Raw genomic sequence first — 12,638 nt, forward strand, 5'->3', positions numbered from 1 at the left:
CGCCCAATGAAAGCTACATTCAAACAATCCCGCTACTTCACTTTACTGACAGCACTGTGTGCCTTGTTACTGTTCATGCCTGCCGTGGCGCAGGATGGCGGTGGCGGCTCGTCTTTCTTCCTGCTCAGTGATGCTGCCTATGGTTCTGGCGATACTGCCATGGTGCGGCTGGAAGCCCAGGACATGGGGCAGATTTCTGAACTCGGCGGTGTCGATGTCTATGTTTATAAGGTCAAGGACCCGCTGGAATTTTTAAAGGCACAAAAGAATTTGCACCGCATTGATGCCCAAGGCAATTACAAGGGCAAAGGCGTAGCCGATGCGCTGGCACGCACTTGGGACAACTGGTGGGACGCATCACGCCGCATGTGGCGCAAACTGTTTTCATCGGATGCCAGAAAAGCAGTGACTTCGCAAGCACCGGAAGTACGCCTGCACCCGCTGGTCAAAGCACCAACACCACAGCAAATGAACCCGCTGTACCAGCCACTGAAGGCGCATACCCTGGTTGATAGCTTCCGCTACCCTGTACATATCGCCCAGCCGATACAACCACCCAAAGGCGTCAAGCTCGATGGCAGCAGCAGTGAATTCATTACTTCGCCAAAAGGCAATGTGCTGATACCGCTGGGTAAAAAAGAACCGGGCCTGTATCTGGTCGAAGCCATGGTTGGCAGCTATCGTGCAGTGACCTTGGTATTTGTGTCCGACTCTATCGCTGTGACCAAGGTCTCCAGCAAACAAATGCTGGTCTGGGTGGCTGACCGCCGTAGCAGCCAGCCAGTGGCAGATGCAAAAACAGTCTGGACAGATGGCGCAGGCATCCTGAGTACGGGTGTAACTGATGCCAGCGGCATCGTCAATTTTGAACGTGATGCGCCTGAAAAGACCTATGTCTATGGCGAAGACAGCAAAGGCGGCGTCTTTGTCGCAGAAAATTATTATTACGATAGTGAAATCTATAACACCAAACTGTATGCGGTGACTGACCGTCCCTTGTACCGACCTGGTGAAACCGTATATGTGAAATTCCTTGGCCGTACTTTTGTGTCGGCCCGTGAATCTACTGCCATTACCGCCGGTGAATTGAAGTTGCAGGTGTTTGATGCAAATGGTTTCCCGGTCGCAGCGCAGACCCTGCAAATGACACCGCAATCTGGCGGTGATACGGTATTCCAGTTGCCAGACAATGCGGTGGCAGGCGGTTATGAATTGCGTTTCAGTTACAAAGGCAATAGCTATGGCGCGGCTTTCCGTGTGGCTGAATATCAAAAGCCGCATTTTGAAATCAATGTCATGCCTAGCAAAAAGGATTATAAAACCAATGAAGAAATCAAGGGGAAGCTGCAACTGGTTTATCCCGATGGTAAACCGGTCGTCAATGCCAAGGCAGACTTGACTGTACGCGCCCAGCGCCTGACCATCGTTGAAGGCGATCTCGGTTACGCAGGCCAGTTCCCAGTGCAGATGAGCACGACGACATTTACGACTGATAGCAGTGGTTTTGTCGATTTCAAACTGCCTGCGGCGACTGAACCCAGTCGTTATATTCTGTCAGTGTTAGCCACTGATGGTGCGGCTTATCGCGTGCGTGCCACCAAAGAAATACTGGTGGAACGTGGTGCTGGCACCTATAGCCTGAAGGCCGAGCGTGCATTCTCTGCCGTTGGCGAAAACATGAACTTTGCCATGACTGCACTGCCGGTACCTGGCAATACTGTCAGCACAGTCAGTGCGCCAGCAACATGGGACTGGGTAAGACTGGAAAACCAGAAGAAATCGAACGGCAAGCTCGCTAACACCAATAAGCTAACGTTGGCTTTTGCTGAACCCGGTACCTATACCCTGTCAATACGCGATGCAGCAGGCAACATCCTTGGTGCGACTTCGCATTATGTCAGCGGTGCTGGCGTCAGTGCACCACAAGGCTCGATAGAAATGGTGTTTGACAAGGCCAGCTACAAGCCAGGTGAAACTGCCAGTGCGCTGATCACCTTCCCGCAGCAAATTGACCAGGCACTGTTCACACTGGAACGTGACAAGGTAGAAAAGACCGCCTTGATGAGCAATGCCAGTGGCTGGCTCAGCGCCAAACGTCTGTCACCTATGCAGTGGAAGGTCGAGCTTCCTGTCCAGGATACCTATGGCCCCAACATCACCTTGTCTGTGGTGTATGTCAAAGGCGCCGATTATGTATTCCAGAACCTGGGCTTGAAAGTTGAACAGCCACGCATCAATGTCGCTGTCAAAGCAGACAAGGCAGTTTATGCTCCAGGTGACAAAGTCACGCTGGACCTGACTGCCATGGTGGATGGAAAGCCAGCCGCAGGCAGCCAACTCACTGTTGGTGTCGTCGATGAAATGATTTATGTGTTGCAGCCTGAAATTGCACCGGATATTTCTGACTTTTTCTATCACCCACGTCGCAATAATGTACGTACCTCGGCCAGTCTGAGTTTTATCGCCTATGACCTGGCTGTGCCGCCATCCAAACTGGCTTTGCCTGCCAATGGGCAAACCCATGAACGCGCCATCAAGGTATTGGAAAGACCACGTCGTGAAGACAAGGACACCGCCCTGTGGCAACCGAATGTTACGGCTGACGCCACAGGCCGCGCCCGGTTGACTTTCACCATGCCCGATTCGCTGACACGCTGGCGCATTACCGTGCGTGCGACCGAAGCTGGTGGCAATGTCGGCCAGAACATCGCCTACGTGCGTTCAGACAAAGACTTCTATGTGAAATGGACCAGCCCGAACTGGATGCGCGTGCAGGATGCTCCTAATGCCAGCGTAGCCATCTTCAATCAGGGTAACCAGGATGCCAGCGCCAACCTGAACATCACTGGCTCCGGCGTCAACAAGCAAGAAAGCCTGAAGCTGAAACCCGGTGCGAACTTTATCTCTGTGCCTTTGAAAGCCAATGGCCTCGACAACAAGATAGACCTGTCGCTGGCTGTAGGCGGCAAGACTGTTGATGCCCTGAATGTGCCGCTGAAAATCATCCCTGTGCACTGGCTCAGCCAGCGCTCGGTCAGCGTGCCTGTGACTGGCAAGGAAACAGTCTTGAAACTGCCACCTGATGCCAGCAACCTGCAACTGCAATTCGCTGACAGTGCCAGCACACAGTTCCGCCGCTTGATGGATGACTTGATTGACTACCCATATGGCTGTGTAGAACAAACTTCCAGCCGCCTCATCCCTTACAGCCTGGCCTTGCAATCAACTTTGCCAAGTGAAGAAAGACTGGCAGCGCAATTGACGCAAAGGCTGTACAGCTACCGCTTCCGCCTGGCGCAAATGGCAGGCCCGGATGCGACCTTTGGCTGGTGGAGCGTGCCAGAAAAAGATGGTGATGCTCTGCTGACTACTTATGCCTACTATGCCGACTGGCATGCCAGCCGCGTCTTGAAACTGTCACTGCCAGAAGGCCACTTTGACAAGCTGAATGATATTTACCGCAAAGATGGCGTCAAGCAGTCACATTGGCAGCGCGCCCTGATGCTGTACTGGATGCAGGACATGGGCTTGCCAGTACGTTCCATGGCAGAAGCCTTGAGTGAAGAACTGGGTGCCAAAGGCGCGTTTGCAAAACCTGTCGTCATCACCCCACGCTCCGGCATGAACAGCATGATCTTTGCCAATAAGGATGATGATGTACAACATGCGATGAGCACCTTGCTGGCTGCCTATGTAGTACAGCAAAGCAAAGGCAACCTGACAGGAATTACCGTCACGACCCTGCCGGAAGCTGCTGCCCGCGTGCACCAGGCCGACCTGCCTTTGGGTGAAGCCTTGCTGATACTGACAGGCAAACGCCCTGCCAGTGATGCTGCTGCCGTGCTTGAACGCGTCAGGTCAGAGTCACCTACCATAGACCGCGCCTTGAGCCTGCTGTGGACTTACCGCGCTCTCGGTGGCAAGTCTGGCAACAATGATCCTTTGTTGCGCAACAATATGGCAAAGGTGGAACTGGAAGCTGGCTGGCAGGCGCGTGAAACCGTTACTGGTCAAAACGTATTCCGTTGGAATACCACAGCCGCTACGCCCACACCAAGTGTCATCCGTATGGCGTCTACCCCAAGTGCTGGCATGATCGCCATTGCCCAGTTTGACAGCCGCGAACCAGAAAAATCCAATCTTCCAGTGAAACTGGAACGCCGTATTTACCGCCTGGTACCAGAAGCTGTTGCCGCACCTGCTGCCGCCAGCAAAGGTGCCGTGACACCACCAGCAGTCGCTGGCAAGGCTGGCTTCAAGCTGGAGTTGCTGGGTGATGGCGCCGCACTAAAAACAGATGAAGTCTATCTGGATGAAGTGGTGCTCAGCCGCACGTCTGGCCCTGAACTGAACTTTGGCATTGTTGAAGTGCCTTTACCACCGGGTACCTCGGCTGACCGTTCTACCTGGGGTATCAGCCTGCGTTACCCTGGCGGCAAAGATATGGAAGCCATGGAGCGTGCACGCTACGAGCAAACACCCCGCGGCTATGCCGTGCCGGTAGATGCACTGAATGGTCAGGTCGTGATACGTCACTTGGTACGTGCAGCACAAACCGGCAAGTTCGCCCTGCCTCCTGCCCGCTACTACCACATGTACCAGCCAGACCAGAAAGCCTTTGAGGACAAGCCACGTGCGTTTATGGAAATCCGCTGATCCTGCCCGCAAAGCGACCAGCACCATCATGCTTGCCAGCGCGACCATAGTCACGCTGGCAGCATCTGCGCAAATTGCACATGCTGCAGATATCGCTGGCACAGCTACTGTCGCCTGGCTGCGTGATGGCCAGGTGGAAGTACGCACATTGAATTCTCAAGACAGTAAAATCACAGATCAAAAAATTCCTATGGGCAGCTTGTGGAAACTGTTTGTCTATGCCTACCTGCAAGACAATCACATTCACGAAGCCGCTTACACCTGCACAGCAAAAAAAGAGTTACGCGAAAAACAGGAAAAAAACGAAGACCTGTATTGTTGTGAACCCGGTGAGCAGGTAGAACGCGACTCTGCCCTGGCACGGTCATGCGCTCCGTATTTTTCACCAGCGCGTCTGGCTTTGAACGACAAGTCATGGAAGGCTTACTGGCAAACCCGCAGCGATGCCACTTGGTTGCAGCGCACAGCGCAATTACAACCCGACACCCAGGTCAGCGTAAAAGAATTGTTGGAAACCTTGAGCAAGTTCTCCTCACAAGCCCGCGCCGCTGCCCGCACCGCCCTCCTGGAAACCGCCGTGCAAGGCTATGGCCGCGAAGCCTGGGCGCAACTGGGTACAGGCATACGTTACAAAACCTATTCCTGGCATTTGCCTGACAACAGCGCCTTTGGTGGTGCAGCAGGCTGGCTGGCTGATGGCACACCATTCTGGTTTGGTGCGCGTGGCTCCAGCCGTTCTACCCTCGCTACCTGGGCCAGTGCATTGGCAACTACCCTGCCAACACCTCGTTGGGCAGGTATCAATAATATGGACAATGTCGGTGACGAAACGCATTGCGTAGATGTGGATTTTTTTGCGCGTTATCCATTGCGCGAAGTATTGTCTACATCTGCAACAAGCGCTCCTGCGCGTGCTGGGACACTGTCCGGCAAATACAAACTGCAATTCGCCAACGGCAATAGCCTGGACATCAATAGCAATGGCAGTCTGACGCTGCAACGCGCCCTTGGCATGGCCCCACAAATTACGGGGCGCACCAGCATCAATGACTATGTCGCCCGCGTCATAGACCGCGAGGGCGATGCCAGCAATATACAAGCCGCCCGCAGCCTGGCAATTGCGGCGCGCAGCTATCTGATACAGAATGCCACCCTTGATCACGGTTGCTGGCGCATTGCCGACAGCACCACCCGCCAGCGTGTCAGCGCCAATGCACCATCCGACGCAGCAATGGTTGCCGCTTGGTTCACTGATGACCTGGTATTGCAAGGGGCAAACATTCGCTATCACAATGACAGCGCAGGTACCAACCGCATGTCATTGAAAGAAGCGACGAAGCAGGCAAATCAGGGCTGGAGTTTTGAGCGTATCCTGGCCACCAGCTTTCCGCAAGCCAGCATCGCCAGCTTCAATGGCAAATCCGATTGCAAACCCTTGACCGCTGCACAAACTTGGCTGAGCACCACCAGTGCCAGCAGTAAATGGCAACGCATATTGCGCCGTGAGCCAGGTTTTGAGAATCCAGATACACAGCCTGCGATCTGCTTGCTGGCAAGTGGCAACCCCTATTCAGACCAGAAGCGCATGCGTATCTACGCGCGTGGCTGGCGCAGCCTGGACGAACGCATCACCCTCGCCCATGAATACTTGCACCTGGCTTTACGATTTCATCCGAACGGTGCCAATGAAGACTATGTAGAAAAACTGGCACGCCGTCTCATAGAAGGAACAACATGATCAAGCCCTACCCAAAGCGACTCATTATTTGTATGGCCAGCAGCCTGCTTGCTGTTTTGCCTTTTTGTGCGATGGCAGACACCACGATAGAACTACCACATGGCGGCTGGCGCCATAGTGGCGGTGAGGCGGCAGGCTTTAAACAGCCCGTGCACTACCCTGCATCTTCAGTCAATGCTGAGGGCCAGAATGAAATGGCGCTCATCAAAGGCCGTATCAGCACGAATAACAAGAAAAAACCAGGCAAGCTCATCGTCAATGGTGCTGCCATGCCTTTGTCAATTGGTGAAGGTGGCGAATTTTCCCGCCCCTACTCTTTCAGTTCTGGCTCCAATAATGTGGAAGTACGCAGCCCAGATGGCAGCGAAGTCAAACGTGTACAATTTTTCGACACCAATACCAGCCGACCGAATGCACGCCTGCGCGTAGTCTTGTCCTGGGATAGCGATGGGACGGACCTGGATTTACACGTCATCTCACCTGATGGCCAGCATGTGTTCTACGGCAACCGCGTCGTGCAGAACGGTGGCGCACTCGATGTGGACGTCACTACTGGTTACGGGCCTGAAATCTATGCAAATACTGCGCCCCCAAAAGGCACTTATCACGTCTACGTCAATTATTACGGCAGCGGCGGCAACGAAAAAGACCTGACCATCGCCAGGGTTGCCATCATCAGCCAGGAAGGTACCCTGTCAGAAAAACAGCAAAGCTTTCAGGTACCCATGCGCAAAGCTGGCGAATTGACACTGGTTAAATCTTTTACTTATCCGTAATGACCATGCAAATGAAAACAAAAACCTCCTTGCTAGCTTGTGCACTGCTGGCAGGCGCGATAAATTGCGTGGCTGAAGATCAACCTACCATCAATAGCCCGCGTGGCGGCTGGAACTATGGCGGCCTGACCGATAAATCCAGCGATACCCGTGCCTCTTACCCTTTACCACCGATAGACCGTGGTACGCAAAAAAACCGCACCCTCATCGAAGGCAGTATCCGTGATGCGGGTAAACAGCGCAAGCATACTCTCATCGTCAATGGCAATCCCATGGTGCTCAATTACGGCAAAGACGGTCGCTTTGAACGCCACTATGCCTTTGGCAGCGGCTCCAACAATATAGAGATCAAGGGGCCAGACGGTAAAAGCCTGCAACGTGTGCAATATTACGAAGCCAATACCCAGCAGCTGTCACCGCAACTACGCATCATCTGCTCATGGGATGCACCTGAGGCAGAAGTTGATCTGCACATCATCACCCCTGATGGCCAGCACGCCTTCTTTGCAGCGCCCATATTGAATGGCGGCGGCGGCCTGGATGTGGACAGCGTGGATGGCCCCGGCCCTGAAATGTTCACCACTATCGCGCCACAACATGGCGCTTACCATGTATTCGTCAACTACTGGGGTAACTTCGGCGCAGGTGGCTATAACTTTGATGAAGGCCAACGCAAACAACCCATCATCACTACCCGCGTGACCCTGGTATTCTATGAAAATACCGCCCGAGAAAAACGCGAAAGCTTTGTCATCCCTTTGCGCAAGATCGGAGATTTGAATTTGGTGAAGTCATTTATGTTTTAAATTGGCAGATGCTACCGTCATTGCAGTGGCATGGTGACAGCATCATCATTGAACTGCGCATAGATGTCGTAGAGATAGTATTCCCCGTCATTTGCCTTTTCATAGCTGATGTACGAATCAGATACATATCATACTTATCATCAACAAAGAGGCCCTTCTTAATTTGAGTACCGTGACACAATTCAGTCTTGTCGACCAGATTCATCGGCTTGAATGAGGCCAGAAATTTTTCAAGCGAATTTGTTGGTGGAACGTTTTTTAAAGGAATAACGGTCAAGCCACGTTCATATAAGACACTTGCCAGAACCATGCTTGAGCTAAATGAAAAAGGATAGCAAGCAAAACTGTCTTTGCGAAAAATGAGCGCATGATTTTTTTGGTGCAGGTAAATCGTTTAAGTATAATTGAGATATTGTGTACGATCAAAAACTTCAGAGAATGAGTGCCAGCATCACGCCCTGGTCACCTTCCTGAAATCCCTGGGTCTGAAACCCATGAGTGCCAATGCAGCAAAATAGGTGCTTGCGCAAGCCAGCAGTACCAGGGTTAGATAGGCAGCACGCAAGACAGGGGTGTGGCGCATACCTAACCAATCGAACTGCGCGGAAGTCCATAAGGCTACGCCAGCCATTAATACCAGTGCGGCAAAAAGTTTAACGAGAAACATCAACCAGCCCTTGTTCGGCTGGTAAATGCCGCGCTTACGCAAGCCTGTGTACAAGAAAATCGCATTCACACAGGCACCAAGACCAACGGACAAAGCCAGACCTGCATGATCAAGATAAGGTACGAACACATAGTTCAAGGCTTGCGTCACCAGCATAACGGCCACGGCAATCTTGACTGGTGTGCGTATATCCTGCTTGCCGTAGAAGCCAGGTGCCAGGATTTTAACGACGATGAGTCCAAGCAACCCTACGCCATAAGCAATCAGGGCATTGGACGTCATTTGCACGGCATGGTCATCGTATTTGTTGTGATGATACAGGGTAGATGTCAGCGCATCTGGTATGGTTGCCAGGCCGACAGCCGCCGGCAAGGCCAGCAAAAAAGTCAGGCGCAATCCCCAGTCGAGCAAGGCAGAATATTCGACCGTATCACCGTCTGTATGTGCTTTGGAGAGACCTGGTAACAGTATGGTCCCCAGGGCTACACCCAGCAAGGCAGTAGGAAATTCCATTAGCCTGTCGGCATTGGCCAGCCAGGTCACACTACCGGGTGCGAGCCTGGATGCCAGGCTGGTATTGATGGCAATACTGATCTGGGTAGCAGATACCGCCAGGATGGCAGGTACCATATTGCGCATGATGCGGCGTACCCCTTGATCCTGCCACGCCGTACCTATGCGCCAGCTTATTGAGGGCAACATGCCCAGCCTGATCAGCGAGGGAACCTGTGCCACTAATTGCAAGACGCCACCCACAAAAACCGCAATAGCAAGTGCATAAATTGGTTTTTCAAGATACGGCGCGAGGAACAGCGAACCAGCTATCGACGAAAAGTTATATAAAACCGGCGTGAAGGCTGGCACCTTAAATTCACGCCAGGTATTCAATATCCCGCCCGCCAGTGCCACCATGGACATGAAACCGATATACGGGAACATGATGCGGGTCATGACCACCGCCATGTCAAAAATTTCTGGCTTGTCTCTATAACCTTCAGCAAAGAAATAAAGCAAGACCGGAGCACCGGCAATGCCCAGTATGCAGGTCAATACCAGGGTCCATGTCATCAGGGTAGAAACACGGTCGATCAGTTGCTTGGTTGCTTCATCGCCCTTATTGTTCTTGTATTCTGCCAGGATAGGTACAAAGGCTTGCGAAAAAGCCCCTTCGGCAAACATGCGGCGTAACAGATTGGGAATGCGAAAAGCGATATTAAATACGTCAGTAAGGGCATTGGCACCAAACAACGTGGCAATCAGTACGTCACGTACCAGCCCGGTAATCCGAGACAGCATGGTCATGCCACTGATAGATGCAAGGGTTCTTAATAGATTCATAGTGCGGCATTATAGCCTGAGGCTAAACGCACATCACCAAGGCTAAACTTTTGTTAATATTCAGGCCAGAGCATATGCTCGACTACTGTACCGGAGCACAACATGTCTTACCTTCATCGTCACCTTGTTATTTTTGCCAGTTTTATCATCATTACGACCACCTTGCTAAATCCAGCCAGCCATGCGGCAGCGGCTAAAGGCATCCCGAATCTTGAAGAAGCAGCCAAAAACCTTAAAACTACTGGCTTTCAAGGCTTGGTATTTGCTGCGCATGGCGATAAGGTCTTGCTGGAAAAAGCTTTCGGCAATGTCACCGATACCAAACAAACTTTTCGCTACGCCTCCATCACCAAGCAAATGACTGCCATCCTGGTCATGCAGGATGTTGAAGCGGGCAAGCTGCAACTGGATCAAACGCTAGGGCATTACTGGCCAGACTACCCCAATGTACAGGCACGCAGTGCCACCCTGCGCCAATTGCTGACGCATTACTCTGGTCTTTACAATGAGATGGTCAATCCAGCCGTCCACATGATGGATGCCAATAGCGGTGATGATCTCCAGAAATTTGCCACTGGCCTGTGCGCCGGGCCATCCAATGCCACGCCAGGCAGTAAATTCGACTATAACAATTGCGATTACATTGTTTTGGGCGCTTTACTGGAAAAGATCAATAAACAAAGCTTTTCAAGCTTGCTGCAACAACGCATCTTCAGCCCGGCTGGCATGCAAAACGTGGGTTATTACAATGCGGCCCAGCCTGATGTTAAAACCCATCTTCATGGCACGCTAGGTGGCAAACCTGAACCTGCGGTGAACTTTGCCAGTTATGGGCCTGCTGGGGGCAGCTTTGGAAGCTTGCGGGATTTGTATGCATTTGACCTGGCTTTCATGCGTGGCAAATATCTGTCTGCCAAAAGCCGCGATGAGATGGTCAAGCCGAATAATCTCGGCGGTGCGATCGGTGTCTGGTCTTATCCATTCAAAGCCAGTGAAGATGGTGCTGCGGCCATGATAGTAGAGCGTCAGGGCTGGATAGCTGGTGTGCGCATCTTGAATCTGGTGGATTTGCAAAACCAGAATATACTCATCATCGTGAGTACCAACGGTGATCTGGATTTGTCGCAAACCTGGGCCAACAAAGGCATTGCTGCCGACTTGTTGCGTTCGCTGATGAACACGACGAATGCGCGTTAAAACCAATGCGCATTAAATGAAAACGGAGTGCCAGATATCAAGCTGGCACTCCGTCTGGGTCATGGATTACTTAAAAACTTAAAATCCTATAGGCCTGACATCCTGTTATGGATTTCTTTTTGCAACTTCATTACCGACATAACCGCCACCAACTGCACCAGCGATAGTTGCCAGCGTGCGGCCATTGCCATTACCGATCTGGCTACCAACCAGACCACCAATCACGGCACCCACACCTATACCAACCGGGCTATTCTTTGCCTGCGCAGGCTGTGTTTGATAATTTCTGACAGGCTGATGATGGCTGCTGCTCTGAGCAACCCTGGTTGGAGCTGGTGCAGGCGCAGGATAAGTATTTTGTGCAGTGTTTGCATACTGAGGATTGGCATACTGCGTGTTTGCATAATTAGCCGCAGGTTGATTGCCAGTATTGGCAAGCGGCATGGCAGTGTTGCCTGCGGGATTGATCGCATTGGCATTACTAGTCATGGCTGGCACAATCTCATTGCCCGATGTCGCCGTGCTGTGAGAACTGGGCAATACGCCTGTCAGGGCAGCAGCACCCAAGAGGCTCACCAGTATAACTGAGCATGCAGCACCTGCTAACAAGGGATGTATGCGTTTGCTGTTAGTGGCTAATTCCATGATGTTCTCCTTCAGTTTAATAATGACTCATACTCCAACAACGCATGAGGCTATTAAAAAGGAGACAGGAATAATGTTACGCAGGTAAGCAAATGTAACAAAGTGAGGCTTGCGCATAGGCAAATTAAATTAACAGCCGGTACTTTTGCGCTTGGCCACCAACTTTAATAATTCGCCCTTGGCAGCCTGCCCCGACAAATATAGGCGCAATTCTGTGACGTTATAGTGATTTGATGTATCGATGATGAAATCAAGTTTTCCATCATGATCAAGATCACCTATCCAGATCAGGCGGGCATTGTTGTCTTCCTTGTTTTCAACATAGTCGAACAGGTATTGTTCTGCGCCTGCATATTTGAGGTAAATTTTACCCTCACGATTTTGCAGGCTATATTCATTGCCTTGCAAGTGCATCAGCCTTTCCTGTCCCAAGGATGGCAAGGTCGATAATTCGAATTCTTCGTCTATAGAGCCGCTGACCAATTTTACTTCATCTGAAACACTGACTGCCCCGGCCTTCAAACCGGGATCAGACAACAACATCCTGACATTGGCTGTATTTGCCGCTACCCGTACACCCTCGCCGCTGATGGGGTCAGGTATTTTTCTGAAGCTGGGCTTGACAGTCACCAGCCGCCAGCCCTTGCCTGCCTGCTGCAAACCCAGCCAGGAGCCGGTCTTACCCACCTTGGCTTCGCTGGCATGATAGTCCTGTAGTTCGAGTATTTCAGAAGCCTGGGCATGCCAGAAAAAAACCGTACATAAAACAACGAGGGTTAATTTTGAGATAGACATCAAGTACTCCTTTTTAGACT

Annotated in this window: 8 protein-coding genes; 5 read left to right on the forward strand and 3 right to left on the reverse strand. The window is 51.8% G+C overall.

From position 1 onward, the window contains the following. The first annotated feature begins 6 nt into the window (after window positions 1-6). From ACO0LG_RS21760 to ACO0LG_RS21775, 4 genes are read left to right on the forward strand one after another with little or no spacing between them, the layout of a single operon-like run. The gene (locus tag ACO0LG_RS21760) at window positions 7-4,656 is read left to right on the forward strand and encodes an alpha-2-macroglobulin family protein (RefSeq protein WP_423029649.1); all 4,650 of its coding nucleotides are present in this window, start codon (window positions 7-9) and stop codon (window positions 4,654-4,656) included. Further along, entirely contained in the window at window positions 4,634-6,394 is a 1,761-nt protein-coding gene (locus ACO0LG_RS21765) for a DUF2300 domain-containing protein (RefSeq protein WP_423029650.1), read from the forward strand. Before ACO0LG_RS21760 ends, ACO0LG_RS21765 begins: the two co-directional genes overlap by 23 nt. After that, window positions 6,391-7,170: a YfaP family protein gene (locus ACO0LG_RS21770; RefSeq protein ID WP_423029651.1), complete on the forward strand. Its 780-nt coding sequence runs from the start codon at window positions 6,391-6,393 to the stop codon at window positions 7,168-7,170. Before ACO0LG_RS21765 ends, ACO0LG_RS21770 begins: the two co-directional genes overlap by 4 nt. Window positions 7,171-7,181: 11 nt before the next feature. Continuing rightward, window positions 7,182-7,976, forward strand: coding sequence for a YfaP family protein (locus tag ACO0LG_RS21775; protein WP_423029652.1), 795 nt, complete (start codon window positions 7,182-7,184; stop codon window positions 7,974-7,976). 451 nt (window positions 7,977-8,427) lie between these two features. Here ACO0LG_RS21775 and murJ read toward each other — a convergent pair whose 3' ends face one another. Next, entirely contained in the window at window positions 8,428-9,981 is a 1,554-nt protein-coding gene (murJ, locus tag ACO0LG_RS21780) for a murein biosynthesis integral membrane protein MurJ (RefSeq protein WP_423029653.1), read from the reverse strand. A 102-nt stretch (window positions 9,982-10,083) separates the two neighbouring features. Between murJ and ACO0LG_RS21785 the strand changes: the two genes are divergently transcribed. Then, a complete protein-coding gene (locus ACO0LG_RS21785) occupies window positions 10,084-11,178 on the forward strand; it encodes a serine hydrolase domain-containing protein (RefSeq protein WP_423029654.1) in 1,095 nt (364 codons plus the stop codon). 105 nt (window positions 11,179-11,283) lie between these two features. Here ACO0LG_RS21785 and ACO0LG_RS21790 read toward each other — a convergent pair whose 3' ends face one another. After that, window positions 11,284-11,823 (reverse strand): glycine zipper 2TM domain-containing protein, encoded by a 540-nt coding sequence (locus ACO0LG_RS21790; RefSeq protein ID WP_423029655.1) that lies wholly within the window; start codon window positions 11,821-11,823, stop codon window positions 11,284-11,286. A gap of 129 nt (window positions 11,824-11,952) precedes the next feature. Continuing rightward, complete coding sequence (locus ACO0LG_RS21795) at window positions 11,953-12,618, reverse strand: hypothetical protein (RefSeq protein WP_423029656.1); 666 nt, start codon at window positions 12,616-12,618, stop codon at window positions 11,953-11,955. Window positions 12,619-12,638 lie beyond the last annotated feature (20 nt).

This window comes from Undibacterium sp. Ji42W, from assembly GCF_049340405.1.
Taxonomy (GTDB): domain Bacteria; phylum Pseudomonadota; class Gammaproteobacteria; order Burkholderiales; family Burkholderiaceae_D; genus Undibacterium.

Coding starts and splice junctions, on each gene's coding strand:
- ACO0LG_RS21785 (WP_423029654.1), top strand. CDS start 10,084: ATGTCTTACCTTCATCGTCACCTTGTTATTTTTGCCAGTTTTATCATC.
- ACO0LG_RS21775 (WP_423029652.1), top strand. CDS start 7,182: ATGAAAACAAAAACCTCCTTGCTAGCTTGTGCACTGCTGGCAGGCGCG.
- ACO0LG_RS21790 (WP_423029655.1), bottom strand. CDS start 11,823: ATGGAATTAGCCACTAACAGCAAACGCATACATCCCTTGTTAGCAGGT.
- ACO0LG_RS21795 (WP_423029656.1), bottom strand. CDS start 12,618: ATGTCTATCTCAAAATTAACCCTCGTTGTTTTATGTACGGTTTTTTTC.
- ACO0LG_RS21760 (WP_423029649.1), top strand. CDS start 7: ATGAAAGCTACATTCAAACAATCCCGCTACTTCACTTTACTGACAGCA.
- ACO0LG_RS21770 (WP_423029651.1), top strand. CDS start 6,391: ATGATCAAGCCCTACCCAAAGCGACTCATTATTTGTATGGCCAGCAGC.
- murJ (WP_423029653.1), bottom strand. CDS start 9,981: ATGAATCTATTAAGAACCCTTGCATCTATCAGTGGCATGACCATGCTG.